At 61.7% G+C, this 26,395-nt stretch carries 28 protein-coding genes; 17 read left to right on the plus strand and 11 right to left on the minus strand.

Going from position 1 to position 26,395, the window contains the following annotated elements; genetic code table 11:
• From ACIQ2A_RS18665 to ACIQ2A_RS18690, 6 genes are all read left to right on the plus strand, one after another.
• Window positions 1-644 (plus strand): GGDEF domain-containing protein (locus ACIQ2A_RS18665; protein ID WP_398481994.1); only part of this gene is annotated, 644 nt, incomplete at its 5' end.
• Between the two features lie 140 nt (window positions 645-784).
• Window positions 785-1,027 carry a GlsB/YeaQ/YmgE family stress response membrane protein gene (locus ACIQ2A_RS18670; protein WP_398481996.1) on the plus strand — a complete coding sequence of 81 codons (243 nt, stop codon included), beginning with the start codon at window positions 785-787 and terminating at the stop codon, window positions 1,025-1,027.
• A 74-nt stretch (window positions 1,028-1,101) separates the two neighbouring features.
• On the plus strand, window positions 1,102-1,944 hold the full coding sequence (locus ACIQ2A_RS18675) for an AAA family ATPase (protein ID WP_398481998.1): 843 nt from the start codon (window positions 1,102-1,104) through the stop codon (window positions 1,942-1,944).
• A gap of 187 nt (window positions 1,945-2,131) precedes the next feature.
• Window positions 2,132-3,178 (plus strand): Rieske 2Fe-2S domain-containing protein, encoded by a 1,047-nt coding sequence (locus tag ACIQ2A_RS18680; RefSeq protein WP_398482000.1) that lies wholly within the window; start codon window positions 2,132-2,134, stop codon window positions 3,176-3,178.
• Between the two features lie 4 nt (window positions 3,179-3,182).
• Entirely contained in the window at window positions 3,183-3,932 is a 750-nt protein-coding gene (locus ACIQ2A_RS18685) for a GntR family transcriptional regulator (RefSeq protein WP_398482002.1), read from the plus strand.
• 12 nt (window positions 3,933-3,944) lie between these two features.
• Window positions 3,945-4,922, plus strand: coding sequence for a PDR/VanB family oxidoreductase (locus ACIQ2A_RS18690; protein WP_398482005.1), 978 nt, complete (start codon window positions 3,945-3,947; stop codon window positions 4,920-4,922).
• Between the two features lie 2 nt (window positions 4,923-4,924).
• Here the strand turns inward: ACIQ2A_RS18690 and ACIQ2A_RS18695 are convergent, their stop codons facing one another.
• The gene (locus ACIQ2A_RS18695) at window positions 4,925-6,115 is read right to left on the minus strand and encodes an MFS transporter (protein ID WP_398482007.1); all 1,191 of its coding nucleotides are present in this window, start codon (window positions 6,113-6,115) and stop codon (window positions 4,925-4,927) included.
• A gap of 148 nt (window positions 6,116-6,263) precedes the next feature.
• Here ACIQ2A_RS18695 and ACIQ2A_RS18700 point away from each other — a divergent pair, with 148 nt between their 5' ends.
• On the plus strand, window positions 6,264-6,827 hold the full coding sequence (locus tag ACIQ2A_RS18700; protein ID WP_398482009.1) for a TetR/AcrR family transcriptional regulator: 564 nt from the start codon (window positions 6,264-6,266) through the stop codon (window positions 6,825-6,827).
• A 132-nt stretch (window positions 6,828-6,959) separates the two neighbouring features.
• On the opposite strand, the gene ACIQ2A_RS18705 is transcribed toward ACIQ2A_RS18700, so the two are convergent.
• Window positions 6,960-7,553 carry a GNAT family N-acetyltransferase gene (locus tag ACIQ2A_RS18705; RefSeq protein WP_398482011.1) on the minus strand — a complete coding sequence of 198 codons (594 nt, stop codon included), beginning with the start codon at window positions 7,551-7,553 and terminating at the stop codon, window positions 6,960-6,962.
• Window positions 7,554-7,562: 9 nt separating this feature from the next.
• Window positions 7,563-8,498 carry an SMP-30/gluconolactonase/LRE family protein gene (locus ACIQ2A_RS18710; RefSeq protein ID WP_398482013.1) on the minus strand — a complete coding sequence of 312 codons (936 nt, stop codon included), beginning with the start codon at window positions 8,496-8,498 and terminating at the stop codon, window positions 7,563-7,565.
• Window positions 8,499-8,694: 196 nt separating this feature from the next.
• On the opposite strand from ACIQ2A_RS18710, the gene ACIQ2A_RS18715 reads away from it, so the two are divergent.
• Window positions 8,695-9,507, plus strand: coding sequence for an enoyl-CoA hydratase/isomerase family protein (locus tag ACIQ2A_RS18715; protein ID WP_398482016.1), 813 nt, complete (start codon window positions 8,695-8,697; stop codon window positions 9,505-9,507).
• Window positions 9,508-9,705: 198 nt separating this feature from the next.
• Window positions 9,706-10,911 carry an ABC transporter substrate-binding protein gene (locus tag ACIQ2A_RS18720; RefSeq protein WP_398482050.1) on the plus strand — a complete coding sequence of 402 codons (1,206 nt, stop codon included), beginning with the start codon at window positions 9,706-9,708 and terminating at the stop codon, window positions 10,909-10,911.
• 10 nt (window positions 10,912-10,921) lie between these two features.
• On the opposite strand, the gene ACIQ2A_RS18725 is transcribed toward ACIQ2A_RS18720, so the two are convergent.
• Window positions 10,922-11,287, minus strand: a complete 366-nt coding sequence (locus ACIQ2A_RS18725; RefSeq protein ID WP_398482018.1) for a hypothetical protein — start codon at window positions 11,285-11,287, stop codon at window positions 10,922-10,924.
• 117 nt (window positions 11,288-11,404) lie between these two features.
• On the opposite strand from ACIQ2A_RS18725, the gene ACIQ2A_RS18730 reads away from it, so the two are divergent.
• Entirely contained in the window at window positions 11,405-11,614 is a 210-nt protein-coding gene (locus ACIQ2A_RS18730; protein WP_398482020.1) for a hypothetical protein, read from the plus strand.
• A 279-nt stretch (window positions 11,615-11,893) separates the two neighbouring features.
• Here ACIQ2A_RS18730 and ACIQ2A_RS18735 read toward each other — a convergent pair whose 3' ends face one another.
• Window positions 11,894-12,994 (minus strand): helix-turn-helix transcriptional regulator, encoded by a 1,101-nt coding sequence (locus ACIQ2A_RS18735; RefSeq protein ID WP_398482022.1) that lies wholly within the window; start codon window positions 12,992-12,994, stop codon window positions 11,894-11,896.
• A 239-nt stretch (window positions 12,995-13,233) separates the two neighbouring features.
• On the minus strand, window positions 13,234-14,406 hold the full coding sequence (locus ACIQ2A_RS18740) for an MFS transporter (RefSeq protein WP_398482024.1): 1,173 nt from the start codon (window positions 14,404-14,406) through the stop codon (window positions 13,234-13,236).
• Window positions 14,407-14,469: 63 nt separating this feature from the next.
• Between ACIQ2A_RS18740 and ACIQ2A_RS18745 the strand changes: the two genes are divergently transcribed.
• Window positions 14,470-15,267 (plus strand): AraC family transcriptional regulator, encoded by a 798-nt coding sequence (locus ACIQ2A_RS18745; protein ID WP_398482026.1) that lies wholly within the window; start codon window positions 14,470-14,472, stop codon window positions 15,265-15,267.
• A 221-nt stretch (window positions 15,268-15,488) separates the two neighbouring features.
• Here ACIQ2A_RS18745 and ACIQ2A_RS18750 read toward each other — a convergent pair whose 3' ends face one another.
• From ACIQ2A_RS18750 to ACIQ2A_RS18765, 4 genes are all read right to left on the minus strand, one after another.
• Complete coding sequence (locus ACIQ2A_RS18750) at window positions 15,489-15,947, minus strand: RidA family protein (protein ID WP_398482028.1); 459 nt, start codon at window positions 15,945-15,947, stop codon at window positions 15,489-15,491.
• A gap of 31 nt (window positions 15,948-15,978) precedes the next feature.
• Complete coding sequence (locus tag ACIQ2A_RS18755; protein ID WP_398482030.1) at window positions 15,979-17,640, minus strand: benzoate-CoA ligase family protein; 1,662 nt, start codon at window positions 17,638-17,640, stop codon at window positions 15,979-15,981.
• Window positions 17,641-17,957: 317 nt separating this feature from the next.
• Complete coding sequence (locus ACIQ2A_RS18760; protein WP_398482032.1) at window positions 17,958-18,776, minus strand: alpha/beta hydrolase; 819 nt, start codon at window positions 18,774-18,776, stop codon at window positions 17,958-17,960.
• Window positions 18,777-18,785: 9 nt separating this feature from the next.
• Window positions 18,786-19,286, minus strand: coding sequence for a MarR family winged helix-turn-helix transcriptional regulator (locus ACIQ2A_RS18765; protein ID WP_398482034.1), 501 nt, complete (start codon window positions 19,284-19,286; stop codon window positions 18,786-18,788).
• Between the two features lie 359 nt (window positions 19,287-19,645).
• Here ACIQ2A_RS18765 and ACIQ2A_RS18770 point away from each other — a divergent pair, with 359 nt between their 5' ends.
• The 6 genes from ACIQ2A_RS18770 (at window position 19,646) to ACIQ2A_RS18795 (ending at window position 24,878) form a co-directional block, all read left to right on the plus strand.
• A complete protein-coding gene (locus ACIQ2A_RS18770; protein WP_398482036.1) occupies window positions 19,646-20,818 on the plus strand; it encodes an ABC transporter substrate-binding protein in 1,173 nt (390 codons plus the stop codon).
• Between the two features lie 167 nt (window positions 20,819-20,985).
• The gene (locus ACIQ2A_RS18775; RefSeq protein ID WP_398482038.1) at window positions 20,986-21,906 is read left to right on the plus strand and encodes a branched-chain amino acid ABC transporter permease; all 921 of its coding nucleotides are present in this window, start codon (window positions 20,986-20,988) and stop codon (window positions 21,904-21,906) included.
• A gap of 13 nt (window positions 21,907-21,919) precedes the next feature.
• Window positions 21,920-22,903, plus strand: a complete 984-nt coding sequence (locus ACIQ2A_RS18780; protein ID WP_398482040.1) for a branched-chain amino acid ABC transporter permease — start codon at window positions 21,920-21,922, stop codon at window positions 22,901-22,903.
• Window positions 22,900-23,652 carry an ABC transporter ATP-binding protein gene (locus ACIQ2A_RS18785; RefSeq protein WP_398482042.1) on the plus strand — a complete coding sequence of 251 codons (753 nt, stop codon included), beginning with the start codon at window positions 22,900-22,902 and terminating at the stop codon, window positions 23,650-23,652. The genes ACIQ2A_RS18780 and ACIQ2A_RS18785 overlap by 4 nt, the downstream gene beginning before the upstream one ends.
• Window positions 23,652-24,350 (plus strand): ABC transporter ATP-binding protein, encoded by a 699-nt coding sequence (locus ACIQ2A_RS18790; protein ID WP_398482044.1) that lies wholly within the window; start codon window positions 23,652-23,654, stop codon window positions 24,348-24,350. The genes ACIQ2A_RS18785 and ACIQ2A_RS18790 overlap by 1 nt, the downstream gene beginning before the upstream one ends.
• Before the next feature lie 69 nt (window positions 24,351-24,419).
• The gene (locus tag ACIQ2A_RS18795; protein ID WP_398482046.1) at window positions 24,420-24,878 is read left to right on the plus strand and encodes a cupin domain-containing protein; all 459 of its coding nucleotides are present in this window, start codon (window positions 24,420-24,422) and stop codon (window positions 24,876-24,878) included.
• 234 nt (window positions 24,879-25,112) lie between these two features.
• On the opposite strand, the gene ACIQ2A_RS18800 is transcribed toward ACIQ2A_RS18795, so the two are convergent.
• Entirely contained in the window at window positions 25,113-26,363 is a 1,251-nt protein-coding gene (locus ACIQ2A_RS18800; protein WP_398482048.1) for a flavin-dependent oxidoreductase, read from the minus strand.
• Window positions 26,364-26,395 lie beyond the last annotated feature (32 nt).

Below are 26,395 nucleotides of genomic sequence, written 5' to 3' on the forward strand. Positions count from 1 at the left end.
GCGCCGAAGACGCCGATGAGAATATCGAGATCGTCGGCGTGCTGCGCGATGTCACCCAGCGCAAGACGATGCAGGACGAGCTGACGGCGCTTAATGCAAGGCTTGCCGAACTCGCCACCATCGACGGCCTCACCGGCCTCGCCAACCGCCGAACCCTCGACAATTTCCTCAGCCGCGCTTTTGCGGAGGACAGCAAGCTCTCGGTCTTGTTGATCGATATCGATCACTTCAAGGGCTACAATGACACCATGGGGCACCAGGTCGGCGACGATTGCCTGAAGCGCGTTGCCTCTGTGCTGGCGGATGCCACCATCAATACGCCCGCTCTCGCCGCGCGCTACGGCGGCGAGGAATTCGCCATCATCCTGCCGGATGTCGATGAAGCCAGCGCCATGACAGTGGCCGAGGCGGTGCGGCTCCGCATCCGTGCGCTGGAAATCCCGAATGTCGCCACGGCGCGCGGCTATCTCTCGGTCAGCATCGGCGTCGCCCATCGCACCGCGCGTTCACCGAACGAGAATGTCCTGCTGGGTGAAGCCGACCTTGCACTCTACGAGGCCAAACGGCGCGGGCGCGACTGCGTCGTGACGCATACGGCACTGGAGCAGGATTACTTCAGCGCTGGCTTCGAACAGCACGGCTAGCGCCACCTCCAACCGGCTTCTTCCGCGTCATGGCATATGTGCGCATCGTACATGCCGGCCGCCCGACTGGACCTGCCCGATAATTCAATTAAACTTCCATCCAAAGCGCGCATGTCGTGGCGCATCAGAGGATTGATCGGATGGGTATTCTAGCAGCGCTGCTGATCGGCGCCATTGCCGGCTGGCTCGCCGGATTGATCGTGCGCGGCGCCGGCTTCGGCCTGCTGGGCAATATCGTGATCGGCATCATCGGCGCGCTGGTCGCCGGCTGGTTGCTGCCGAAACTGAATGTCACGCTGGCCAGTGGCACGCTGGGCTCCATCCTCGATGCCACCGTTGGTGCCGTCATCGTGCTGGTAATCCTCTCGTTGATCCGGCGCTAGACGCTCCCACACATCGCGACCTTCCCTATTTCAACGCGCAGCTGCGCGACAAGAGCAACAAGGCAAGACTGTTCATGAAGTTTACCGGTACCAAGGACTACGTCGCCACCGATGACCTCAAGGTCGCCGTCAATGCGGCCATCGTGCTGGAGCGCCCGCTGCTGGTGAAAGGCGAGCCCGGCACCGGCAAGACCGTGCTGGCCGAGGAAGTCGCGAAGGCACTCGGCTCGCCGCTGCTGACCTGGCACATCAAGTCGACGACGAAAGCGCAGCAGGGCCTGTATGAATACGACGCCGTGTCGCGCCTGCGCGACAGCCAGCTCGGCGATCCTCGCGTGTCGGATATCGCCAACTACATCAAGCGCGGCAAATTGTGGGAAGCCTTCACCCATGCCGAGCGCCCGGTGCTGCTGATCGACGAAATCGACAAGGCCGATATCGAATTCCCCAACGATCTGCTGCTCGAACTCGACCGCATGGAATTCCATGTCTACGAGACCGGCGAGACCATCAAGGCCGCCAAGCGCCCCGTGGTAATCATCACCTCGAACAACGAAAAGGAGCTGCCCGACGCCTTTCTGCGCCGCTGCTTCTTCCACTACATCAAGTTCCCGGAAATGGAGACGATGAACCAGATCGTCGAGGTGCATTTCCCTGGCATCAAGCAGCGCCTGGTCGCCGAGGCCATGCGCATTTTCTTCGAGGTGCGCGACGTGCCCGGCCTGAAGAAGAAGCCCTCAACCTCGGAACTGCTCGACTGGCTGAAGCTGCTGGTCAATGAGGACATGTCCCCGGAGCAGTTGCGCGAGCGCGATCCGCGCAAACTGATCCCGCCGCTGCATGGCGCGCTGCTCAAGAACGAGCAGGACGTACACCTGTTCGAGCGACTGGCGTTCCTGAACCGCCGGGAAGTCTGATCGCAGCCGTATACAGATCGACACAAAAACCGCCCTGAGGGGCGGTTTTTTAGTACCTATTTTATTTAAGATCGCATGTACCGGTATACATTATCGCTTTCCAACAGCATAAAATGGGTTATAGGCTGCCTCCAACCCGCTGATCTGTATACAGCCGGAACGCCAGAAGGCGCCAAGGAGGAAACCGATGCCTGCTTCATTTCCGATGAATGCCTGGTACGCCGCGGCCTGGGACGTGGATATCAAGCGCGCGCTGTATCCGCGCACGATCTGCGGCAAGCATGTGGTCATGTATCGCCGCGCCGATGGCGGCGTCAGCGCGCTCGAAGATGCCTGCTGGCATCGGCTGGTGCCGCTCTCCAAGGGCCGCCTCGAAGGCGACACCGTTGTCTGCGGCTATCATGGGCTGAAATACAACGCGCAGGGCCGCTGCACCTTCATGCCCTCGCAGGAAACCATCAATCCCTCCGCCTGCGTGCGCTCCTATCCCGTTGTCGAGCGGCACCGTTTCATCTGGCTGTGGATGGGCGATCCCGCCCTCGCCGACCCCGCTCTCGTGCCGGACATGCACTGGAATGACGATCCCGCATGGGCCGGCGACGGCAAGACCATTCAAGTCAAATGCGACTACCGGCTCGTCGTCGATAATCTGATGGACCTCACCCACGAGACCTTCGTGCACGGCTCCAGCATCGGTCAGGACGACGTCGCCGAGGCGCCGTTCGACGTCACCCATGGCGACAAGACCGTCACCGTGACACGCTGGATGAAGGGCATCGAAGCGCCGCCGTTCTGGGCCGCGCAGTTGCAGAAACCCGGCCCCGTCGATCGCTGGCAGATCATCCGCTTCGAGGCGCCCTGCACCGTCAATATCGATGTCGGCGTGGCCCCCGCCGGCACCGGCGCGCCAGAAGGCGATCGCTCGCAGGGCGTCAACGGCTTCGTGCTCAACACCATGACGCCCGAGACCGACACCACCTGCCACTATTTCTGGGCGTTCGTGCGCAACTACCGCCTCACCGAACAGAAGATCACCACTGCTATCCGCGAGGGCGTTGCCGGCATTTTTCACGAGGACGAGCTGATCCTCGAAGCGCAGCAGAAAGCGATGACCGAGAACCCGGATCGCGTGTTCTACAATCTCAATATCGATGCCGGCGCCATGTGGGCCCGCCGCGTCATCGACCGCATGGTCGAGCGCGAGGGCCCGCCGCGCTTGCAAGCCGCGGAGTGACCCGATGAGCGAATCCGACCGCTCTGTCTCGCAGACCGTGCGCGCGCAGCTCGCGCTCCGCGACATGATCCTGTCCGCGCAACTGCGCTCCGGCGAACGCATCAGCGAATTGCAGGCCGTCGAGATCACCGGCGTGTCGCGCACACCTGTGCGGCTGGCTCTGGTGCGGCTGGAGGACGAAGGCCTGCTACAGGCGATCCCGTCCGGCGGCTTCATGGTGAAGGCTTTCTCCGAGCGCGACATTCTCGATTCCATCGAGCTGCGCGGCACGCTGGAGGGTCTTGCCGCCCGCTTCGCCGCCGAGCGCGGCGCCAGCGCGCGCAATCTTGAGCCGCTGAAAGAGTGCCTCGCGGATCTCGATCAGCTGGTGCGGCAGGATCCAATTTCGGTCGAGGCTTTCTCCGCCTATGTGACCCTGAATGCGCGTTTCCATGCACTGCTGACCGATCTCTCCGGCAGCGCGCCGGTGATCCGGCAGATCGACCGCGTCGCCGCCATGCCCTTCGCCTCCCCCAGCGCTTTCGTGATGGCGCAGTCGGCGCTGCCAGAGGCGCACAACATTCTGCTCATCGGGCAGGAGCATCACCGCATCGTCGTCGATGCCATCGAGAATCGCGAAGGCGCGCGCGCCGAGGCGATCATGCGCGAACATGCGCGGCTTGCGGTACGCAATCTGCGCCTCGCGCTACGTAATCGCAGCCATCTCGATCTGCTGCCGGCGCTGGCGCTGCTCACATCGGCACCGACGGACTGACGGAGAGTTTTCATGCGTTTTGCAGAACACTGGATGGGATGCCGCGTCGAGGCTACGCGCAATGTCGCCCCTGACATTCGCGAGATCACATTGAAGCCAGACATCGCGCTGCCGTCCTATCCGCTCGGCAGCCACATCAATGTCAGCCTTCTCATCGATGGCCAGCCGCAGACCCGGTCCTATTCGCTGGTGGGCGAGCGCAACAGCGAGATGCTGCGCATCGCCGTGCGATTGGCGCCCGATAGCCGCGGCGGCTCGCAAGCCATGTGGGCCTTGCAGGCCGGCGCCCGGCTGGACATCTCCTCGCCGTCATCGCTGTACGACATCGACTGGACTCGCAAGACCTATTGCCTGATCGCAGGCGGCATCGGCATCACGCCAATCACCGGCATTGCCTCAGCGCTCCACTGCAAGGCGATCGATCTGCATCTGCATTACGCCGTGAAAGCACGCGGGAATGCCGCCTATCTCGACGAGCTCGCAGCTTTGCTCGGTGATCGCCTCACCGTCCACGCCAGCGATGAAGGCACACGACTGGATTTTTCGTCCACCTTTGCCGCGCTCCCCGCCGATGCCATCGTCATTCTCTGCGGCCCCATACGCATGCTCGAAGCGGCCCGCAGCGCCTGGAACGCAGCTGGCCGCGAACCGGCCGATCTGCGCTATGAGACCTTCGGCTCCAGCGGCCTGTTGCCCACCAGCGAATTCCGCGTCCGCCTGAAAGATAGCGGCGCAGAGATCGTGGTGCCGCAGGGACGTTCGATGCTGTCGGCGCTCAACGACGCCGGTTTCGAGGTGATGTCGGACTGCGAACGCGGCGAATGTGGCGTCTGCGCCATCGACGTGCTTGCCGTGGACGGCGAGATCGATCATCGCGACGTGTTCTTCAGCGATCACCAGAAGAGCGGCAACGCAAAGATCTGTCCTTGCGTGTCACGCGCCGTCGGAACGGTGACGGTGGATACGCTGTACCATCCAGACGCGATCTGACCTCACGCCGCTTTGCGCAGCGAGGCGATCAGGGAGATGACGGCGAGCACGATCACCACCGCGCCATAGACATAGGCGACGACAGCCAACCCGACAAATGGCACCGAGACGCCGGCCGCCAGTGCCGGCAGGCTGAAGGCCAGATACGAGATCACGTAAAAGGTGGCCAGCAGGCCGGCGCGCTGATGCGCTTCGGCGGTGGGCAGCAATGTGCTGAGAACACCCGCAAAGGACGATCCAAAACCGATGCCGGCAATCGCTGTTCCAAGGAACAGCGCGACGGTGCTGTGTTGCTGGATGCCAAGCAGCGTGACCGCGACGCCGATGGACAGAGTAAATGTCCCGATCAGCAGCAATCGACGTGCTGGCAGATGGCGCAACGCGCCGACGGACAACGCACCCGACAGCATCAACACCGCCACCACGACACCGCCGACCCATGGCGCACTGACACCCATGGTGACGGCGACGATGGTCGGCATGAGCGACAGATAGAATCCGCCAAGCGCCCAGCTCGCAATCGTCGCTGGCGCTACTAGCAGCAAAGCCGCGCGCGATTGCGGAGGCACGCGAAGGTTCGGCTTCAATGACGCAAGCGCGCCAGACTTGCGCGACACTGTTTCGGGCATGAACCAAAGCAATACGATCAGCAGCACCGTGATCGCGAACAACACTTCATACACGAGATGGAACGGATCGGGCGCGAATGTCACGAGCAGCCCGGCACCGAGCGCGCCAACCATCAGGCCGACAAACGCACTGACGCTGTTGAGCAGCGGACCGCGCTTGCGGTCGCTATCGAGGATGGCGGCGCCGAGCGTCGTCGTCGATGCGCCGACGCAGAGCCCCTGCACTGCGCGCGCGAGAAGCAAGTCGCCGACATCGGTGGCATAGGAAAACAACATCATGGCCACGGCATTGATCAGCAACCCCGCCAGGATCAGGGGCCGACGGCCGATATAATCCGACAGGCCTCCGACCGTCAGCAGTGCCGCCAGCAGGCTGATCGCATAGACCGCGAAGACCAGCGTGATCATCAGCGGCGTGAGATGCATGCTTTCCTGATAGAGCCGATACAACGGCGTGGCCGCACTGCTGCTGCCAACCACCGTGGCTGCCGAGACGAAGCTGAAGGCCGCCATGGCCCAGAGCGGCGCGCGCTTCATGGGCAGATCGCTTGGCGCTTCGGACATGCAGGTCTCACCGGGGCTTCCTTGCATCGCGGCCTCCTAAAGGCTAACTAATTGCATTAGTGAACCTAGGGCGCCGACAGGCTTAAAGCAAATACTTTGCGTTAAGAACCTCTCACATTTCCGCATGGCTCATGCGCCAAGGACGGTCATGACGACGAAAGAACGGACAAGAACAGGCGGACGCAGCGCGCGGATCCAGAACGCGGTGCATGAGGCTGTCCGTAAATTGGGCGGGCTTTCCACCCGAAACCAGATCACTGTGCCGCAGATTGCAGCCGAAGCCGGCGTCACGCCCTCCACCATCTATCGCCGCTGGGGCGACCTGCAATCGCTGCTGGCCGATGTCGCCGTGGCCCGGCTACGGCCGATCGGGGAGCCCGACGACACCGGCGCGGTGGAGACCGACCTGCGGGCCTTTATCGAGCAATATGCCGAGGAGATGTCATCTCCGGTCGGCCGGGCATTGCTGCGGGACGGGACACTGGACGTCGCCGAGGGTGCGTCCTGCGTCTGCTGCAGTTTCACCAATGACCATCTCACGACCCTTACCGAACGGGCCAAGGCGCGCGGTGAGACGCCGTTCGACATCGATGAAGTCATCGATCATGTCGTCGCGCCCATCGTCTATCGCATCCTGATCAGCCAGGAGCCACCGACGCCGGACTATTGCCGGAAATTGATCGACCGGGTTTATCTGAAAGCGCGCGCCTAACACTCTGCCTCATGGTGAGGAGGCGCCGCTTGACGCCGTCTCGAACCATGAGATGTGCAGCTCCGAAGCCATCCTTCGAGACGCGCGCAAAGCGCGCTCCGCAGGATGAGGACGGAGTGGATGAGATGGCCGTTACCTTGGCTTCTCGTCCAGCTGATATGTCAGATGCGCCTTCACCGTCGGCCATTCGCCGGGCAGGATGCTGTAGACCACGGTGTCACGCAGCGTGCCGTTCGGCGCGATCTGGTGATTGCGCATGATGCCGTCCTGCTTGGCGCCGAGACGCTCGATGGCGCGGCGGGACTGGTGGTTGAAGAAATGCGTGCGGAATTCCACCGCAATACAATCCAGCTTCTCGAAGGCGTGCTGCAGCAGTAGCAGCTTGCACTGCGTGTTGAGTGCTGTGCGCTGGACCCACTTGCCATACCAGGTCGAACCGATCTCGACCCGGCGATTGGCGGCATCGACATTCATGTAGGTCGTCATGCCGGCGATCTTGCCAGTCGCATCCTTCACCGTCCAAGGCAGCATCGCGCCCGAGGCCTGCAGCGACAGACGCCGATCGATTTCGGCATCCATCTTTTCGGGCGACGGGATCGCGGTGTACCAGATTTTTGACAGGTCGCCGTCCTGCGCGGCCGCAATCAGGCCGTCGCTATGGGCTTTGGCGAGAGGTTCGAGCCGGGCGTGAGGTCCGTTCAGGGTGACAGGTTCAAGCCACGGCATCGATGATCCTTACTTATTGAGAAAATTCAGCGGCAGACCACCACGTGGCCAGTCCACCGCAATCAGCTCTCCTTTGCCCGACAGCGTGATATAGGCCGTCTTCAGCTCCGGTCCGCCGAACGCGATATTCGTCGTCACGCGATCGCCTGTCTCCACTTGTTCGACCAATTTGCCGTCCGGCGCAATCACCGAAATGCAGCCGCTCACAAGCGTGGCGACGCAGACATTGCCGGAGGATTCCACCGCCAGCGAGTCGAACATCTGATAGCCGCCGAGACCACAGATCGGCCGGCCGCGCTCGCCGCGATAGATCGTATCGCCCGCCATCACCTCGCCGGGCGCGCCGACATTATAGGCCCACAAGCGGCCGGTCGGCGTCTCGGCGATATACATGGTCTTCTCGTCCGGCGAGAGGCCGATGCCATTGGCGGGCAGCACGCCGATCACCTGCTCGGTGATCTCGCTCATGCCGGGCTTGATGTAATAGGCGCCGCCGACATCCATGTCGCGGGCCCGGCGCTTGCCGAGCTCGCTGAACCACAGGCCGCCCTGCTTGTCGAAGACGAGATCGTTGGGGCCCTTGAGATTATGCTCGCCACATTTGGTGAACAGCGTCTCGACCTTGCCCGATGCAAGATCGACGCGCTGGATCGCGCCACCGATATACTCATGCGGCTCCGGTGCGTGTGGCATCAAGGTGCCACGCGACGGCACCCAGCTGAAGCCGCCATTATTCGTGATGTACATCTTGCCGTCCGGGCCGAGCGCCGCACCATTGGGACCGCCCGGAATCTTGGCGACGACTTCCTTGCGGCCATCGGGATAGACCCGCGTCAATTGCTGCGCACGGATTTCGACCAGCACGACCGAGCCATCCGGCATCACCACCGGGCCTTCGGGGAATGCGAGATCAGTGGCGAGAACACGGATGTTGGGGCTGGACATGGACAAGCTCTCCCTCGGATTTTCTTTGGCTAATTCTTGGATTACCGATCACTGCCGGTGCGTGAACGAGGGAAGTAGATCAAACCACCCTCCCCCTGCCAAGGCGCGCAAATGCATGGCCACTTGCACGCCAGCGCCATTCCGCCTTAGCTGCGATCACAAAATAGAACGCAAAAAGAAACGCCAAGAGGAAGCCATGTCCGATCCAACGACATCCGATGAAGTGCTTTATTCCGTCGCCGACAATATCGCGACGATCACGCTCAATCGCCCCGAGCGGATGAACACGATTTCACGCGAGATGCTGGCGCAGCTCAGCGCTCTCTTCCTGAAAGCCGATGCCGATCCGGACGTGCGTGTCGTGGTTTTGACCGCAGCCGGCCGCATGTTCTGCGCCGGGCTCGACATGGTCAGTGCCACCCAGGGGAAAGGCATCGGTTCGGCGAACGACGCCAACAGTTCACGCACCACGCTCGATATGAAATCCGCACAGCCCATCGTCATGTTCAACATGGAGAAGCCAACCATCTGCCTGCTCAATGGTGCAGCTGCCGGCTATGGTATGGACATCGCGCTCAACTGCGACATCCGCATCATGGGCGAGAGCGCTAAATTCGCGGCCGCGTTCGTCAAGCGCGGCGTGGTGCCGGAATCCGGCGGCACATGGTTTCTGCCGCGCATGATTGGCTGGGCCAAGGCGGCCGAACTCATCTTCACCGGCCGTACGCTATCGGCACGCGAGAGCCTCGAAATGGGCCTGACCAACGAAGTCGTGGCCGATGCCGAATTGCAGGCGCGCGGTCGCGCTGTCGCTGCCGAGATCGCGGCCAATGCGCCGCTCGCCGTACAAGCAGCCAAGCGCATGATGCGCGCCGGCCTTTCCGAGAATTTCGGCGAGCACGTCCATCACGTCTTCCTGCAATTGCTGCCACTGTTTCGCACCGACGATTTTCGCGAAGGCATGGCGTCGTTCCTCGAAAAGCGCCCGGCCGACTTCAAGGGCCGGTGAGCGCCTGTGCAGCGCGATACCGCGGCGCTTGTGCGCCGCCGCGACGATTGCCTCAGCATCTCGCTTTCCAACCAACAGGCTTGGTGCATACTCCCCTCATTCGAGCCGCATCAGATAAGCCTGCGCAGACAGGCGATGCGGTTGATCGAACCAAAGGGAGGACAATTCATCATGCATGACTTGAAAGTCCTGCGAGCAATGACGCTCGCCTGCTTCGCCTCTTTCGGATTCTTGGCTCTGACCACCACCGCCCACGCACAAAAGAAATACGACACCGGCGCCAGTGATACCGAGATCAAGATCGGCAATATCATGCCCTATAGCGGCCCGGCCTCGTCCTACGCCACCATCGGCAAGACCGAGGCGGCCTATTTCAAGATGATCAACGAGAAAGGCGGCATCAACGGCCGCAAGATCATTTTCATCAGCTACGATGACGGCTATTCGCCGCCGAAGACGGTCGAGCAAGCGCGCAAACTTGTCGAGAACGACGAGGTACTGTTCATCATGAACCCGCTGGGTACGCCCGGGAACACGGCGATCCAGAAATACATGAACACCAAGAAGGTACCCCAGCTATTCGTCTCGACAGGCGCCGCGAAATGGGCCGATCCCAAGAACTTTCCGTGGACCATGGGATGGCAGCCCAGCTACCAGGCCGAAGCCCGCATCTATGCGCAATACATCATGAAGAACCATCCCGGCAAAAAGGTCGGCGTGCTCTATGCCAATGATGATTTTGGCAAGGACTATATTGTCGGCCTGCATGAAGGCTTCGGCGACAAGCTGAAGGACTACATCGTCTCCGAAGTGCCTTACGAGACGGCGTCGCCGACGGTGGATTCGCAGATCGTGCAGATCAAGGCCGCCAACCCCGATATCTTCATCAATATCGCCACACCAAAATTTGCCGCACAGGCGATCAAGAAAGTCGGCGAGATGGGATGGAAGCCCGTCCACATCGTCACCAATGTCTCGGCATCGGTGGGCAGCGTCATGAAGCCTGCCGGTTATGTGAATGCGCAGGATGTGCTGAGCGCGGCCTATATGAAGGACCCGAAGGATCCGACCTGGAAGGATGATGCGGGCATGAAGGAATGGAGCGCCTTCATGGACAAGTATTATCCCGAAGGCGACAAGGACGACGGCGCCACTGTATTCGGCTACGGCGTCTCGCAAGGCATCGTGCAGGTGCTCAAGCAATGCGGCGACGATCTCACCCGCGAGAACATCATGCGGCAGGCCGCCAATCTCAACATGGAGATCGGAATCTATCTGCCGGGCACCAAGATCAAGACCAGCCCGACCGACTTCAGCCCACTCGATCAATTGCAGATGATGCGCTTCAAGGGCGAAAGTTGGGAATTGTTCGGTCCGCTGATGTCCGGCGAAAAGGAATCGTAGGCGGCGGCGCCTATTTCGCGCCGTCCTTGGCCGCCGGTGCGGCATCCTTCGCGGGTGCAGCTGCCGGTGTGCTTTTCGCAGGTGACGCAGCTTTCTGCGTCGCCTGCAGATCCTCGACCGTCTTCTGCAGGCTCGTCACCGTCGCCTTCAGCGCATCAACCTGGCGATTGGCCGCATCGAGCTTCGCCTGCTGCTCGAGACGCAATTTGCCGATGCTCTGCTGCAGGAAATTGACATTGCTCTGCAGGCAGCCGGTACGCCGCTCCATGGTTTTCTCGGCCGTGCAGATTTCGATACCGGGCACATCCTGCGCTTTTGCTGCGGAGCCACTGACGACAGCAAGAAAAGTCAGGGCGAAGACTGTGCAGCGGCGCATATCGTGTCCTTTCGTCATCTTTCGACCATGAGAGCAACGGCATTCATGACCCACTGTCAAATTGACCTGATGGGAACGACTTACGCCCCCGTGCCGTTCCTTCGGCCGGAGCTTACAATGGTGACACGCGATCAACGGCTGGCGGAATTCAACACTCAGGGCACACCGCAGCCTGCCGAGGCCGTGCAGGTCCTGTGCGAAGACAAAAGCGGCACCTATCTGCTGCCCTTTGCCTGCGTTCATGCTGACGGACAATGGCGCAATGCGAGAACGGGTCACATCGTGGAGGCCCAGGTCATCGGCTGGCGCCAGCCGCGAGGCGAATGACAGTTTTTGTAAACGCCTCGTCCCAAAAGTTCCGCCGGTTTTATCAAATGAGACGCTCAGTCAAGGAATTCGGCGATTTTCACCCATATTGGTGACGCTACGTTCTGCAGGATAGCCTACGTCGGTATTGGGAAACTGGTTTCATGGCTGCGTTAGCAGCTTTACGGTTTCAATTTACCGCTTCGGCGGACCATATATTGACGACGCAGACCTTTTGAGTGGGGATACTGAGGATCAAGGCCGGCTTCATCGCCGGCCTTTTTCTGTTGCGTCGCGGGATCAGGAATTCGGCTGGCCGTGACGCTGCCCGAGCAGGCGCACGAGATCGACCTGCCGATCGACACCCGTCTTCATGAACACCGACTTCAACTGCGTGCGTACGGTGTTCAGGCTGACACTCTGGATTTTCGAGATCGAGTCCACCGACTTGCCGTCGATCACCAGACTGGCGATGCGCGCTTCGGCCGGCGTGAGGTCGAACAGGGCCTGCAGCAGTTCCGGACCGGGACTGCGCTGCTCGGTGACCGGTGTCAGGAACACGATGGACACGGCGCCAGCAAACAGATCGAGGCCCGACAGGCGCAACGGCAAGACGTGAGCGATGAACGGCGCATTCGCATCGCTGCCTGCGACAGGAATCGAGCGGCCCGCTTTGGTCAGCGACGCCGGAACCGTCAGCGCTTCCTTGAACATGATCTGCGCAGCCGTCGATGTGAACTGCACCTGATCTTGCGCACCGACATGGACGGCCGGGCTGAGAGCGAGGAACCCCGGATTGGCGGCCACAGCTTTGCCTGATGGCGTCACCGCCGCAGCCGGAAGGCCGATGAGTTCAAGCGTGTTGACCGCGGTCCGTGCGCGTTCGAAGCCGAGACGGCCGGACAGCACCGCCGCGCGGGCAATATGCGGACGCAGGATATCCAGCTTCTCCGCGGTTGCCCGCTCGACCGGCCCCTTGGCATAGGCCTTCTCGATGGAGACGACGAGCGTATCACCCGCCGGCGACCGAATCGTCGTGCCGACACACCAGCCAAAGCCGACAGAGCGCAGGACGTCGCGATAGAACGGCTCGGCATCAAGCTCTGCTTCGGTGAAGCGATCCAGATCGGTGAGAAAGCGCGCTTCGGTATTGGGAACAAGCCGCTCGCTGCGCGGGTTCCGCTGCGCGAAGGGGCTGCGGGTCCAGCGATCGATGCGGTCGTGAATGCGCTCCGACGACAACCAACGTGGTTGGCCCGGCGCGGCGGCAAAGATCAGCGCGCCCTCGCCGTCCGCAATGGCAGCAAGGCGATCAAGAAGCGGCGGCCAACGATCGGCCATCACGCTCGCTTCATAGATCTCATCGACAAGCGTTTCAAAATCGGCAAGTGAGTCCAGCACAACAGGTCCTGACAACGCGGCAATGTTTCCGAAATGTGGAATCTTTGCTTAGCGATGCAACACCTCAAATCGCGACTCATTCCCTGTGGTCCACGCAAAGGTGGTCCACGGAAAGCGACTGGCTACGAAGGCTGCGCGAAAAGCAATAAGCTACTCGGCCCCGGCCAAAACGGCACACAGGGGGCGGCTAGGTTTATCTATACCGCAGTGCAGCGTCCGCCAAGCGAATTCGCTGAAGATCAGCTTTGCGTTTCTGCCGGTAGTTCCGGCGGCAGGATCAGGGCTGCGATAATGACCAGCACTGATAGCGCGGCAAAGGAATGCAACATCAGCATGAATCCGCCAACCTCATACAGCCACGCAACCAGACCAACCGATGCGCCCGCAGCCGTGAAGCCGACAAAGTAACGAACGGCATAGGCACGCGAACGCCACTCCTCCGCAGTGTATTTGCCAACGATCGTCTCGTTGACGGTGATCTGCCCGAACAGGCCGATGATGACGCCAACGGCAACCAGGATCAGCGACACATTCGACATCGATGCTGCGAAATACAAAAAAGGCGCCAGCAACAGCGAGAGCGGCAGACATACGGCCTTCAGCGAATAGCGATCGATCAGCCATCCGATATTGTACTGCGTCAGCGCACCGAACACATAAACGCAGGCTGCGATGATACCAAGCGTGGCCGGGCTCTGCGTCAGCTCCGTCAGCCGCTCGGCAAACAGTTTTGGCAGCGCCACGGTGATCGCATTGAACACGGTGGAGATCGCAATCACCGTCACCAGCAGCGCGAGAATGACCCGCCACATATCGGACTTTGCCACGCGCGCCTGGGCTGCGGCCTGCTTGAATCCAGAGCGATCTTCATGCGCGACCTGCAGCATGAACACGACGCCGGCGGCGATGGTGACGAGGCCGGGAATGATAAAAGCCCAACGCCATCCGAGATATTGGCCGACGACGCCGGTGATCAGCGCCGACGACGCCACACCAAAATTGCCGAACACGCCATTGACGCCCATCGCACTGCCAAGCTTGTCGGCATAGGACACGATCATCGCAGTGCCGACCGGATGATAGATCGAGGCAAACAGGCCAACGGCGAACAGCGCCGCGCCGAGCTGCAGCGGAGTCTGCACGAAGCCGACCGAGATCATCGACAGGCCGATGCCGTAAAAGAAAATCACCATCATGTGGCGACGGCTCCAGCGATCGCCGAGCCAGCCGGTGAACAGCGATCCCGCGCCGAAGGCGACAAAGCCCGGCGTCGCGTAAGGAAGCAGCTCCGTATAGGTCTTGCCCATGGCCGGCCCCATCACGAGCACCGCCGCTGCAAAGATCAGCATCGCGTAGTGATCGATGAAATGGGCGACATTGACGAGGGTGATGACACGGGCTGGCGAGTTCATGAATCGATTTCCAAAGCGACCTGTGATGCGTTTATAAGGATTGAGCGCAACGGGATGTCGCCAATGACTATCGTGGACACGCCAATCCTGGCTCTATCCGACCGCCGCCGATCGACGGCGGACGGCGTCCATATGCTGGCGACCCGCTATCCCAAGGGCACCCGCCTGGATACCCATGCCCATCGCGAAGCCCAGCTGGTTTATGCTGCTGCCGGCACCATGCAGGTGACGACGCCGAAAGGCCGCTGGCTGGTGCCGCCGGATCGCGCGGTCTGGGTGCCGGCCCGCCTGCCCCATGCCATCGACGTGCTCGCCGATATCGAGATGCGCTCGCTCTATTTCAATCCGGAGCGACTGGCGCGTGATGCCAATCGGGAGCTGGCCTCGGAATTCGTCGTCCGTGTTTCGTGGCTGCTGCATGAGGCGATCCTGGCGCTGTTCGATGGCCGCAGTGATCCCGTGCGGATGGATCTTCTGATCCGGCTGGCACTGCTTGAACTACAACAAGCCAGCGATCCCACCACTTTCATGCCGCTGCCGCAGGAGCCGCGCTGCCGGCGCGCCGCAGAGATCGTGCTCGCCGATCCCACGCGTCATTATGAGATCGAGACACTGGCGCAGATGGTGGGGACATCGACGCGGACGCTGTCCCGGCTATTTTCGGCAGAAACGCAATTGAGCTTCAAGAGCTGGTGCCAGCGCGCGCGTATGGCCGCGGCGATCGAGCGGCTGTCGGTGAATGAAAGTATATCGATGAAGCAGCTCGCATCGGAGCTGGGCTATGCGAGCTTTCCGGCGTTTTCGCATGCGTTCCGGCAGGTGACAGGAAAGAGCCCGACGGAGTTTGTGACCGCGAAGTGAGACGATCTTTTCCTCCCCCAAGCCGCGCAGCGGCGCCGTGGGGAGGGTGGAACGAGACTGACGAAGCAAAGCTTCGTAGGGCGAGTGACGGGTGGGGTGTCTCCACAAACTCCGACGTCACGTGGGGCGCCCCACCCTGGCTCTCACCGCTGCGCGGCTTCGCCGCTTGAGGGAGGGAGCACTCCTCTCCGCGCGTCGCTTCCACGCACATCAGCGCTTGATCAGCGCGGCACCACCGCCGTCGCTTCGATCTCCACCCGTGCCGCGCGTTCGACGAGACGCACCACCTGCACCAATGCCATCGCCGGATAATGCGCGCCAAAAATATCGCGATAGGCGCGGCCGAGTTCTTTCAGGCTGCCCATATATTCTTCGATATCGATCACATACCAGGTCAGGCGCACCAGATGCTCGGGCCTGGCGCCGCCTTCGCTGAGGATGTCCTTGATGTTCTGCAGGGCCTGACGCACCTGGCCGATGAAATCCGGCTGCAGCTTCTCCTCGACATCCCAGCCGATCACGCCGCCGGTGACGACGATGCGGCCGTCCGCGGTCATGCCATTGGCGTAGCCTTTCGGCTTCGGCCAGCCGCTCGGCTGCAGAGTGCGCACGCCGGACGGTGCGCTGTCGGTCTTTGCGCCTGGCACAACGGTCAATGTCGGCCCTTTTGGTGACGTCACCGGGCAATACTCCTCAATTCAAATGTCATGTTCAGGCTGCAACCGATGCCGTATCTGCGGCGAGCTTGCGCAGCGCAAAGCGCTGCAGCTTGCCAGTCTGGGTCTTCGGTAGCTGCTGCACGAATTCGATCGCGCGCGGATATTTATACGGCGCAATCTCACGTTTGACGTGGTTCTGCAACTCTGCCACCAGCGCATCACTCGCCGTATGGCCCGGTGCCAACACCACATAGGCCTTCACGATCATGCCGCGATCGGCATCGGGACAACCGACGACACCGGCTTCCGCCACCGCATCATGGGTGAGCAACGCGCCTTCGACATCGGGACCGGCAATATTGTAGCCGGACGACACGATCATGTCGTCGGAGCGCGACTGGTACCAGAAGTAGCCATCCTCATCCATGACGAAGGTGTCGCCGGTCAGGTTCCAGCCATTCTGGACATATTTGGTCTGGCGCGCATCGGACATGTATTTGCAGCCCGTGGGGCCGCGCACGGCGAGACGGCCCATGGTGCCGGGCAAGACATCATTGCCGTTGTCATCGACGATCTTGGCTTCATAACCCGGCACCGGCTTGCCGGTGGAGCCTGGGCGGATTTCTTCCTCGATGGCGCAGATGAAGATGTGCAGCATTTCGGTGCCGCCGATGCCATCCATCAGCTTGATGCCGGTCGCCTTGTGCCAGGCATCGAAGGTGCCCTTCGGCAGCGTTTCGCCGGCGGAGACGCATTTGCGCAGGCTCGACAGATCGTAGTCATCTATCTTGCTGAGGATCGCGCGATAGGCGGTGGGCGCCGTGAACGTGACGGTGACCTTGTGCTTGGCAATCTCCTTGGCGAGATCGTCCGGCGTGGACTTTTCCGGCACGACAAAGGACGCGCCGATATGCAACGGAAACAGCACGCCGCCAAAACCGAATGTAAAGGCGAGCGGCGCCGAACCGATAAAGCGATCATCGGGCGAGGCGCGCAGCACATTGCGGGCAAAACCATCACACACAGCGAGCATGTCGCGGTGGAAATGCATGGTGCCTTTGGGATCGCCGGTGGTGCCAGAGGTGAAGGCGATCAGGCAGATGTCGTCGGACGCGGTATCAACCGCCTTGAATTCAGGGCTGGCGTCCGCGATCAGCGCTTCCAGCGAGTCATCGCGGCCGGTGCCCCAATAGACCGCACGCTTGAGCTCAGGCGCGCTGGCGGCGGCCTTGTCCAGTTCGTCGGAGAGTTTGCCGTCGCACAGCGCGATCGCGATCTTCGCCTTCTGGATCGGATAGATCAGCTCTTTCGCACGCAGCAGCGGCATGGTGGCGACGCAGACGCCGCCGGCCTTGATGATGGCGAGATAGGCGGCAACCATCATCGGATTATTGGCGGAGCGCAGCAGCACGCGGCCACCGGGAACGAGGCCGAGCTTGCCGACCAGCACATTGCTGATCTTGTTCACCAGCTCATAGAGCTGCCGATAGGTGTAGCTCTCGTTCGGCCCGATCATGCACATGGCATCGCCGCGGCCTTCCGCGACCCAGCGATCGAGAAACGGCACCACGCAATTGATGCGTTCGGGATAGTGAAACTCGGGACGCGTGAAGGTGAATTCCGGCAATTGATCGGCCGGCGGCATGTTGTCCCACGCGAAGGTGTCAACATGCGCGGTGTAGCGCTTCCCCGTCTGAATATCGGCAGCGGCCATGACATGCTCCTGCGTCCGGACGCATCGCGGCGTCGTTGGAAATCATTTTAGACTTAAAACATATCGGCGCAACTGCGGAAATTGGGGGCACGCTGAAATTTTTGGCGGGAGCTGGGGATTGAAGCGGATAGTTTGGGCAGTCGGCTCAAGGAGTAGCCGGAGCGTCACGGAGAGCCCCCCTCACCCGCCGCGAAGACGCGGCGACCTCTCCCCGGTGGGGACAGGCGAAGGTAACGGAGCTCTCTCGTCACCTCTCCCCAACGGGGAGAGGTCGGATCGCACTTGCGATCCGGGTGAGGGGAGCTTCAGCAAGCGCACTACGCGTTTGAAAGCGCCTTCAGCCGCAGCACCATCGCCGACTCCGGATCGGCCAGCGGCGCAATCGCCGTGAAATGATTGGCGCCCGGAACGGTGCCATAGCGCGTCGGGATCGCCTGGCCCCAGGCATCCACGATGCTGCGGCTCTGGCGAAAATACTCGCTGCTCTCCTCGCCGCCGACCACGGCATCGAGGCTGCCATGGCCCGGCACCGGCCCGAATAGCGGACTGGCGGCACGGGCGCTGGCCTCGTCCATCTGCAGCGCCTTGTTGATCGAGGTCGGCACCAGAGGCGGCAGATCGAACAGGCCGGAAATGGCATAGGCAGCGATCACCGTCTTTTTCGGCAATGCGGGATCGATAACCTGCCAGTCGGTGGCCAGCATGCAGGCGGCCAGATGGCCGCCGGCGGAATGGCCGGCAATCACCAGCGGGCGGCCGAGTTTTGCGAGTTCGCGGACCGCCGCGCGCATCTGCGCGACGATATCGGCGACAGAGACCTGCGGGCAGAGATCATAATTCGGCATCGCGACGCTGATGCCGTGGCTGGTCAGGCCGCGCGACAGATGACTGAAGAAGGAAGCATCCAGCGCCTGCCAATAGCCACCATGGATGAAGACGACGACGGGGCCGGCGTCATTGGCCGCCGCGAAATAGTCGATCGTGTTGCGTGCACCTGCGCCATAGGAGATGCCGCGGGGCGCATGGCCCTGCTCGCGCCAAGCCTTTGCATCCCTTGCCCAGCCGGCGATCAGCTCGCCGCTTTCGGGCACGCGGGCGCGGTTGTTGTATTCGGCCTCGAGATCGATCGCAGTCATGGCGCCTTGCTACGGAAGTTTAGATGCCTTTTGCCCGGCCTTTTGCGCCGAGCCTTTTGTCTTCGCCAGCAGGCGCATCAATTCGCGCACATCCTTCGGCGTGAGGTCCGTAAAGATCTCCGCAATCCAGGTCTCGTGCTCCTCCGCCATGCGGCGGAATTCGGCCCGGCCAAGCTTTGTGAGGCGAATGACCTGGACGCGGCGATCGGTCTCCGAGGTGCGGCGATCCACATGGCCGGATTCGACCAGGCGCTCGACCAGGCCGGTCACATTGCCGTTGGACACCATCATGCGCTTGGAGACATCCGACAGGGTCATGCCATCCGGCACCTTGTCGAGCTGCGCCATCAGATCGAAGCGCGGCAGCGTGACGTCAAAACGCTCGCGCAGACGGCTGCGCACCTCGCCCTCGATCAGAGTGGTGCAGGTCAGGAGGCGCAGCCACAGCCGCAGCTCATCGCCGTGATCTTCGGGGAGTTCGACAGCCTTGGTCTCGGAGTCGAGAATCATGATGCAATCTTACCAGTCCGGTCATCCCGGCGGCGGCAAACACCGCCAGCCATCCACAACGTCATGCTGCAACTGCGATCTTTTGACCTTCAAGCAATTTTCACACAACCGCAAGCCAAAACGCCGCAGGAGCATCGATGCTTGATTTCAAATAATTCTTTAAGCTTCAACTAAATTGGCCTGCCGCTTGCATAGTCTCTCATATCGCGTTCTTGCGCCCAAAGACTGAGCAACATTGCTTGCGGCAGCTGCCGCGCTCAGCTTAAGCTGCGGGCAAAAGAACACAAATTTTTTGGGTCCAGTGCTTTGGGCCATGGCTTTTTCGACTGCCTGTCGCGGTCGATCGGAGGAGGACAACCATGAAGAAGCATCTCAAACTGGCAGCGCTTGCCGCATTGATGAGCGCCACGGCCATGCCGGCGCTCGCGCAGGAGAAGATCAAGATCGGCGTAATCGTGTCGCTGTCCGGCGCCGGCGCCGTGCTCGGCCAGCAGGTGCGCGACGGCCTCAACCTCGCCGTCAAGGATGCCGGCGGCAAGTTCGGCGGCAAGGATGTCGAAGTCATCGTCGTCGATGACGAACTCAAGCCAGACGTGGCGGTCACCAAGGTGAAGGGCCTGCTCGAGCGCGACAAGGTCGATTTCGTGGTCGGCCCGATCTTCTCGAACATTCTGGGCGCGATCCAGAAGCCGGTGATCGAAAACAAGACCTTCCTGATCTCGCCGAATGCCGGCCCGTCCAGCTTCGCCGGCAAGGAGTGCAGCCCGTATCTGTATGTGACGTCGTATCAGAACGACCAGATCCACCAGATCCTGGGCAATGTGGCGCAGAAGCGCGGCTTCAAGAAGATCTATCTGATGACGCCGAACTACCAGGCCGGCAAGGATTTTGTCGCCGGCGTGAAGATGGACTTCAAGGGCGAGATCATCGAGGAGAGCTTCATCCCGCTCGGCACGCTCGACTTCCAGGCGGAGCTGTCGAAGATCGCATCGATGAAGCCCGACGCGGTGCTCACCTTCATGCCGGGCGGCATGGGCGTGAATCTCGTCAAGCAGTACAAGCAGGCCGGCCTGCTCGACCGCATCCCGTTCCTGTCCACCTTCACCGTGGACGAAGCGACGCTGCCCGCGCAGCAGGATGCCGCGATCGGCATGCTCGGCGGTTCGAACTGGGCGCCGAATCTCGATACGGCGGCGAACAAGAAGTTCGTGGCCGAATATGAGAAGGCCTATAACAGCGTGCCGGCGACCTATGCCTTCCAGGCCTATGATGCGGGCCTGCTGATCAACAGCGCCGTCACCGCGGTGAAGGGCGACCTGTCCGACAAGAGCAAGGTGATCGCGGCACTGAAGAAGGCCGACTTCACCTCGGTGCGCGGCAGCTTCAAGTTCAGCAACAACAACTATCCGATCCAGGACTTCTACCTGACCAAGGTCGCCAAGCGCGCCGACGGCAAGTTCCAGACCGAGATCGTGGAGAAGGTGTTCTCGAACTACGCCGATCGCTATGCGAAGGATTGCGCAACGCAGTAAGCGCAACATGTCGTCCCCGCGAATGCGGGGACCCATAACCTCCGATGTGATGGTTGAAACGCTGAACGACGACAGCGCTTCAATGACATCGACAGCGTGTATGGGTCCCCGCCTGCGCGGGGACGACACATTCTGGCAATTGCCTCGAACAATAAGTATCGCTCGAAATGACCATCACCCTCGCCCTCGTCCAGGTTCTCAACGGCCTGCAATTCGGGCTGATCCTGTTCCTGATCGCCGCCGGCCTGACGCTGGTGTTCGGCGTGATGGATTTCATCAATCTCGCCCATGGTGTGCAATACATGGTCGGCGCCTATCTGGTCGCTGCCTTCACCGCCATGACCGGCAGCTTCTTCACCGGCGTGGCGCTGGCGCTGCCGGCCGCGCTCGTCTTCGGCCTGCTGCTGGAGATATTGATCTTCCGGCATCTCTATGACCGCGACCATCTCGACCAGGTGCTGGCCACCTTCGGCGTCATCATCTTCCTCAACCAGGCCGTCAAATATGTCTGGGGTGCAGCCCCCTTGAACGTGCCGATCCCCGATGCGCTGTCGGGTGCTGTCGAGATCACCGACGGGCTGCTCTATCCGGTGTGGCGTCTCGTCATCATTGCCGTCGGCCTCCTTGTCGGCCTCGCGCTCTATCTCGTCGTCAACAAGACCAAGCTCGGCATGCTGGTGCGGGCCGGTGCCAGCAATGCGGCGATGGTGTCGGCGCTCGGCGTCAATATCCGCCTGCTGTTCACCATCGTGTTCGGCGTCGGCGCCATGCTGGCCGGCTTTGCCGGCGCCATGGTGGCGCCGATCCTGTCGGTGGAGCCCGGCATGGGCGACAATGTGCTGATCCTCGCTTTCGTGGTCATCGTGATCGGCGGCATCGGTTCGATCCGCGGAGCGTTTATCTCCGCACTCTTGATCGGCCTCGTCGATACGCTCGGGCGCTTCTTCGCGCCGGTGCTGCTGCGCGCGCTGCTCGATCCCTCCGCCGCCAGCCAGACCGGCCGCGCGGTGGCGCCGATGCTGATCTATATCCTGATGGCCGCCGTGCTGTTCTTCCGGCCGTCCGGCCTGTTCCCGGCCAAGAAGTAACGGGAGCAGACCCATGAACAATCTTGTCGACCTCGACGCCGCCCCGGCTCTCGCGCCATCGCCGCGCAACCGGCGCGCGATGATCCTGCCCGTGGTCATCTTCGCAGCTTTTGCACTGGTGCCGCTGGTTCTGCTGTTCGGCTCGCAGAACTACATCCTCGCCATCGTCACCCGCATCATGATCCTGGCGCTTGGCGCCATGGCGCTGGATCTCCTGATCGGCTATGGCGCGATGATCTCGTTCGGCCATGCCGCTTTCGTCGGCCTCGGCGCCTATAGCGTCGCGATCCTGGCCAGCCACGGTATCACCGACGGCTTCGTGCAGCTCGCCGCGGTGATCGCGTCGTCCGTCATCTTCGCGCTGATCACCGGCGCGATCTCGCTGCGCACCAAGGGCGTCTATTTCATCATGATCACGCTGGCCTTTGGCCAGATGCTGTTCTTCCTCACCACCTCGCTCGCGGCCTATGGCGGCGATGATGGCCTGACACTGGCAGCGCGCAGCACGTTCTTCGGTCTGAAATTCATGAAGAACGATCTCGCGATGTATTACGTCACCTTCGGCGTGCTGCTCGGCGCTTATATCCTGCTGCGCGCCGTGGTCGGCTCGCGCTTCGGCCGGGTGCTGCGCGGCATCCGCGAAAATCCGGTGCGCATGGAGGCGATCGGCTTTGCGCCCTATCGCTATCAGCTCACCGCCTATGTGATCGCAGGTCTTATTGCCGGCGTGTCCGGCTTCTTGCTCGCCAACCAGACCGAATTCGTCAGCCCCGCTTACACCGCTTGGCAGCGCTCGGGTGAGTTGATCTTCGTGCTGGTGCTGGGTGGCCTCGGCTCGCTGCATGGCGCGATCCTGGGGGCTGCGGCTTTCACCATCCTGGCCGACGTGCTGTCACATTACACCGAGAACTGGGCGATGATCTTCGGCCCGATCCTGATCCTCGTGGTGCTGTTCGCCCGCGGCGGCATCCAGAGCCTGTTCGGAGGCAAGTCATGAGTGGCGCACTCCTGCAGTTGCAGAACCTCACCAAGAATTACGGCGCGCTGCGCGTGACCGATGACGTCACCTTCGATGTCAGGCCCGGCGAGCTGCACGCCATCATCGGCCCCAATGGTGCCGGCAAGACGACGCTGATCCACCAGATCTCCGGCCACGCGAAGCCCGATAGCGGTCGTATCATTTTCGACGGCGAGGACATGGTGCCGCTGCCGATGGCGGCGCGGGCCCAGCGCGGCCTCGTGCGCTCGTTCCAGATCACCTCGATCCTGCCGCGTTTCTCGGCGCTGGAGAATGTCGCCATTGCCGCGCAAGCCCGCGATGGATCGAGCTTCCGCTTTCTCGGCAATGCCGCCAGCGAACGCGATCTCAACGACACAGCGATGGGGCTGCTGACGCGCTTCGGCCTCGGCGCACGCGCCCGCGTGCCCGCCGGACAGATGTCGCACGGCGAAAAGCGCCAGCTCGAAATCGCGATCGCGCTGGCTGCCAAGCCAAAACTGCTGCTGCTCGACGAACCGTTGGCCGGCACCAGCCACGATGAATCGCAACGCCTGATCAATATCCTGCAGGAGCTGCGCAAGGAGCTGCCCATCATCCTGATCGAGCACGACATGGATGCGGTATTCGCGCTGGCCGATCGCGTCTCGGTGCTGGTCTATGGCCGCATCATTGCGTGTGGTGCGCCGCAGGATATCCGCGACAATGCGGAAGTACGCGCCGCCTATCTCGGCGAGGAGGCCGCCTGATGCTCGCTGTATCAAACCTGCAGGCCGCCTATGGCGCGGCCAAAGTGCTGTTCGATATCTCGCTGCATATCAATGCCGGCGAGGTCGTGACCCTGCTCGGCCGCAACGGCATGGGCAAGACGACCACCATCAATGCCATCATGGGCCTGCTGCATCCGACCGGCGGCAGCATCACTTTCGACAACAAGCCGATGGCCGGGCAGCCGTCGTATCGCATCGCGCAGGCGGGCATTGGCCTGGTGCCGGAAGGGCGCCAGATCTTTCCGACACTGACGGTGGAAGAAAACCTGGTTGCGACAGCCGCCGTGCGCCATCCGCCGGCGCGCTGGACGCTGGACAAGATCTACGACCTGTTTCCGCGCCTGAAGGAACGTCGCAGCAATCTCGGCACACAGCTCTCGGGTGGCGAGCAGCAGATGCTCGCGGTCGGCCGCGCGCTGATGACCAATCCGAAACTGCTCATCCTCGACGAAGCGACCGAAGGCCTTGCGCCACTGATCCGGCTTGAGATCTGGAATTGCCTGAAAAAGCTGAAGGCGGAGAAGCAATCCATTCTGGTGATCGACAAGAATGTCGATGCGCTTGCGGCTTTTGCGGATCGTCATGTGGTGATCGAAAAGGGTCGTGTCGTCTGGACCGGCACGTCCGAACAGTTGAAGAGCGATTCAACCGTGAAAGATCGGTTCCTGCATGTGTGATAAGGTTCGTAGGATGGGTTGAGCGAAGCGATACCCATCCTACGACGACCTATTTGACAAGGAGAGAGCATGACAAAAACCGAGACCGCCGGCATCACCCGCGCCAATGAAGGCATGCAGGGCATCACCTGGAACATCCTCGGCCAGATCTATGTGCCGAAGAATCTGAGCGAGGATTCGTTCTCGTGGCACGCCACGTTCCCGCCCGGCACATTCGTGCCGCCGCATATCCATCCGGACCAGGACGAGTATCTCTACATCCTCGAAGGCAAGCTCGATTTCTTCCTCGGCGGCAACGAGACCTCGGCGACCCCCGGCGATCTGGTGCGCCTCGAGCGCGGCATTCCGCATGGGATTTTCAACAAGTCGGACCAGAACGCCAAAGTGCTGTTCTGGGTGTCACCGTCGCGCCGGCTGTATGATCTGTTCTGGGCAATCCACAATATGAAGGAGCAGAAGCCCGAGGACGTGGTGGCGCTGGCCACGGAATACAACATCCACTTTTTGCCGCCGCCTCCGGGGGCGTGAGGCTTACGACGCTGCCGCTTGCGGCATGGTGATCGCCAATGGATGAGGATAGAGCTCGGCCTGCATGGTTCGAGACGCCCGCTTCGCGGGCTCCTCACCATGAGGGTCTTCTATCGCACCAGGCTCTCTCCCTCATCCTGAGGAGCGCGCTCTGCGCGCGTCTCGAAGGATGGCCGCGGGCTGTTTCGCCATCACAAGCGATCAGCTTGCGCGAGCTAGGGAACTGACCACACGCTACCCGTTCACCACCGACAATCCCGGCTGCGCACCGAAGCCGGCTTTATGCGCATAGCCCTTCACGATCGCCTCGCGCTGGGCGTAGCTCAGCACGTTGTCGATATGGTCGAAGCCGTCCGGCGCGATCTGCTCCACCGCATCGATGACACCCTCAGGCCCACCACGCCGATTGGCACGCACGATCTCTGCCGTCATCGGCAGGCGCTTGCGCTCATAGGCCATCAGCGCCTGGCGCGGATGCTCCGCATGGGCCAGGGCATCCGCCAGCGCGCGCGCATCGAGGATTGCCTGCGAGGCGCCGTTGGAGCCGACCGGATACATCGGATGCGCGGCGTCACCGAGCAGCGTGACGCGGCCGCTCGTCCAGAACGGCAGGGGATCACGGTCGCAGCAGGGGTATTCCCAGAATTCCGGCGTCGCCGAGATCAATGCGGGCACGTCGATATGCGGCACCTTGAAACGCGCCACATGCGGCATCAGTTCGTCGCGCTTGCCGATCCGCGACCAGTCTTCACGGCGCGGCGGCAGCGAGCCACCCTCGCCGGTCTTCACCAGCACGGCCCAATTGGTCAGGCGGCTCGCGGGCGACTCGCCTTCCGCGATCGGATAGATCACGACCTTGGCATGCAGGCCGCCGGCCACGATCATCGAATTGCCGGTGAGGAAAGTCGGCCAATCACGCGCGCCGCGCCACAGCATCAGGCCGTTCCAGATCGGACCGCCCTCATTCGGAAACAGCGTGTTACGCACCTTAGAATGGATGCCGTCGGCGCCGATCAGGATATCGCCGCGCGCGGTCTTCACATGGTTGTTGTCGCGATCGAAAAAATAAGCGGTGACGCCGCCTTCGTCCTGCGTGAACGAGCCAAGCTTGCAGCCGGTATGGATCGCGTCCTTGCCGAGCCGCTCTTCCACCGCACGATGGATGACCGTCTGCAGACGACCGCGATGGATGGAGAATTGCGGCACATCGAAGCCGGCACCATAGCCGCGCTTCTCGCGCCAGACTTCCTGGCCATGGCGATTGAGATAGTGCAGCTCATCGGTGCGGATGGCGATGGCGTCGAGTTTGTCGAGCAGGCCGAGGCCGGTGAGTTCGCGGATCGCGTGCGTCAGTGTGTTGATGCCGACGCCGAGTTCACGGATCGTATCCGCCTGCTCGTAGAGTTCGCAATCGATGCCGCGTGCCCGCAGCATCAATGCCGTCGTCAATCCACCAATGCCGCCGCCGACGATGATTGCTTTCATCCGCTCTACTCCGCTTGACGCAACGCTTTTTA

The sequence above is a fragment of the Tardiphaga sp. genome (genome assembly GCF_044336785.1).
In the GTDB taxonomy this organism is placed as follows: Bacteria; Pseudomonadota; Alphaproteobacteria; order Rhizobiales; family Xanthobacteraceae; genus Tardiphaga.

Excerpts from the sequence above, each read along its gene's own strand:
- ACIQ2A_RS18670 (WP_398481996.1), top strand. The coding sequence starts at position 785 with ATGGGTATTCTAGCAGCGCTGCTGATCGGCGCCATTGCCGGCTGGCTC.
- ACIQ2A_RS18675 (WP_398481998.1), top strand. The coding sequence starts at position 1,102 with ATGAAGTTTACCGGTACCAAGGACTACGTCGCCACCGATGACCTCAAG.
- ACIQ2A_RS18680 (WP_398482000.1), top strand. The coding sequence starts at position 2,132 with ATGCCTGCTTCATTTCCGATGAATGCCTGGTACGCCGCGGCCTGGGAC.
- ACIQ2A_RS18685 (WP_398482002.1), top strand. The coding sequence starts at position 3,183 with ATGAGCGAATCCGACCGCTCTGTCTCGCAGACCGTGCGCGCGCAGCTC.
- ACIQ2A_RS18690 (WP_398482005.1), top strand. The coding sequence starts at position 3,945 with ATGCGTTTTGCAGAACACTGGATGGGATGCCGCGTCGAGGCTACGCGC.
- ACIQ2A_RS18695 (WP_398482007.1), bottom strand. The coding sequence starts at position 6,115 with ATGTCCGAAGCGCCAAGCGATCTGCCCATGAAGCGCGCGCCGCTCTGG.
- ACIQ2A_RS18700 (WP_398482009.1), top strand. The coding sequence starts at position 6,264 with ATGACGACGAAAGAACGGACAAGAACAGGCGGACGCAGCGCGCGGATC.
- ACIQ2A_RS18705 (WP_398482011.1), bottom strand. The coding sequence starts at position 7,553 with ATGCCGTGGCTTGAACCTGTCACCCTGAACGGACCTCACGCCCGGCTC.
- ACIQ2A_RS18710 (WP_398482013.1), bottom strand. The coding sequence starts at position 8,498 with ATGTCCAGCCCCAACATCCGTGTTCTCGCCACTGATCTCGCATTCCCC.
- ACIQ2A_RS18715 (WP_398482016.1), top strand. The coding sequence starts at position 8,695 with ATGTCCGATCCAACGACATCCGATGAAGTGCTTTATTCCGTCGCCGAC.
- ACIQ2A_RS18720 (WP_398482050.1), top strand. The coding sequence starts at position 9,706 with ATGACGCTCGCCTGCTTCGCCTCTTTCGGATTCTTGGCTCTGACCACC.
- ACIQ2A_RS18725 (WP_398482018.1), bottom strand. The coding sequence starts at position 11,287 with ATGCGCCGCTGCACAGTCTTCGCCCTGACTTTTCTTGCTGTCGTCAGT.
- ACIQ2A_RS18730 (WP_398482020.1), top strand. The coding sequence starts at position 11,405 with ATGGTGACACGCGATCAACGGCTGGCGGAATTCAACACTCAGGGCACA.
- ACIQ2A_RS18740 (WP_398482024.1), bottom strand. The coding sequence starts at position 14,406 with ATGAACTCGCCAGCCCGTGTCATCACCCTCGTCAATGTCGCCCATTTC.
- ACIQ2A_RS18745 (WP_398482026.1), top strand. The coding sequence starts at position 14,470 with ATGACTATCGTGGACACGCCAATCCTGGCTCTATCCGACCGCCGCCGA.
- ACIQ2A_RS18755 (WP_398482030.1), bottom strand. The coding sequence starts at position 17,640 with ATGGCCGCTGCCGATATTCAGACGGGGAAGCGCTACACCGCGCATGTT.
- ACIQ2A_RS18760 (WP_398482032.1), bottom strand. The coding sequence starts at position 18,776 with ATGACTGCGATCGATCTCGAGGCCGAATACAACAACCGCGCCCGCGTG.
- ACIQ2A_RS18765 (WP_398482034.1), bottom strand. The coding sequence starts at position 19,286 with ATGATTCTCGACTCCGAGACCAAGGCTGTCGAACTCCCCGAAGATCAC.
- ACIQ2A_RS18770 (WP_398482036.1), top strand. The coding sequence starts at position 19,646 with ATGAAGAAGCATCTCAAACTGGCAGCGCTTGCCGCATTGATGAGCGCC.
- ACIQ2A_RS18775 (WP_398482038.1), top strand. The coding sequence starts at position 20,986 with ATGACCATCACCCTCGCCCTCGTCCAGGTTCTCAACGGCCTGCAATTC.
- ACIQ2A_RS18780 (WP_398482040.1), top strand. The coding sequence starts at position 21,920 with ATGAACAATCTTGTCGACCTCGACGCCGCCCCGGCTCTCGCGCCATCG.
- ACIQ2A_RS18785 (WP_398482042.1), top strand. The coding sequence starts at position 22,900 with ATGAGTGGCGCACTCCTGCAGTTGCAGAACCTCACCAAGAATTACGGC.
- ACIQ2A_RS18790 (WP_398482044.1), top strand. The coding sequence starts at position 23,652 with ATGCTCGCTGTATCAAACCTGCAGGCCGCCTATGGCGCGGCCAAAGTG.
- ACIQ2A_RS18795 (WP_398482046.1), top strand. The coding sequence starts at position 24,420 with ATGACAAAAACCGAGACCGCCGGCATCACCCGCGCCAATGAAGGCATG.
- ACIQ2A_RS18800 (WP_398482048.1), bottom strand. The coding sequence starts at position 26,363 with ATGAAAGCAATCATCGTCGGCGGCGGCATTGGTGGATTGACGACGGCA.